Origin of the sequence: Streptomyces sp. IBSBF 3136 (assembly GCF_036815105.1) — a bacterium.
GTDB lineage: Bacteria > Actinomycetota > Actinomycetes > Streptomycetales > Streptomycetaceae > Streptomyces.
In genome coordinates, this window is the sequence record NZ_JAJSZC010000490.1 from 1 (window position 1) to 746 (window position 746).

Sequence of the window (746 nt, forward strand, 5' to 3'; positions counted from 1 at the left end):
GGGGAGCCGGGGGCGGGGCGGACGCCGAGGGAGTCCAGGACGCGGTGCAGCCGGGCCGCGTCCGCGCGCCAGGTGCGGTCGACGACCTCCTCCGGGTACGCCTGCCAGTCCACCGGGGCCCAGTCGGGGCCGCACTCGGCCGGGCCGCCGTGGAAGAGGCGGGCGGCGAGCAGCGAGGCGGCCTCGTCGATGGCACCCGGCTCCTCCAGGAGGTCGCAGGCGGGGCGCTCGCCGAGGCGGGAGGCGAAGCCCTCGGCCAGCCGGTCCCGGCGGGACAGCTCGGTGAGCGCCGCCACGACGCCGGCGTCCAGCCGGGAGGGCCAGCGGCCCATCCGCCAGGCGGGCAGCGCCACCCGGGTCAGCAGCCGGTCCCAGCCCGCGTAGGCGAGCCCGACCTGCTCCTGGGCGACGATCCGCAGGCCGTAGTCCACGGCCTGTGCGCGCTCGGCCGCCGCCGCCGCGACTCCGCGCTCCATCAGCACCGCGTGCTCACGGCAGCCGCGCAGCAGCAGCCGGGCGACCCAGCCGAGGACCGCGCACACGCCCCGGGTCAGCGGGCACCGGCCGGGCGTCGAGGCCACGGCCACCGTCGCGTCCAGACCGCGCACGAAGCGGCGGGCGGCGGCTATGTCGGGGTGCGCGGAGGGGCCCGTACCGGCGACGACCGGGGCGAGGACGGCGCGCAGCTCACCGACGCGCATCCACCACAGGAACGGGGAGCCGATGACGAGGACGGGGGCGGGGGC

1 pseudogene is annotated in these 746 nt (G+C 79.2%); it reads right to left on the reverse strand.

Annotated elements, in window-relative coordinates:
- Positions 1-746, reverse strand: a pseudogene (locus tag V7E45_RS40400) (hypothetical protein); the annotation flags it as partial.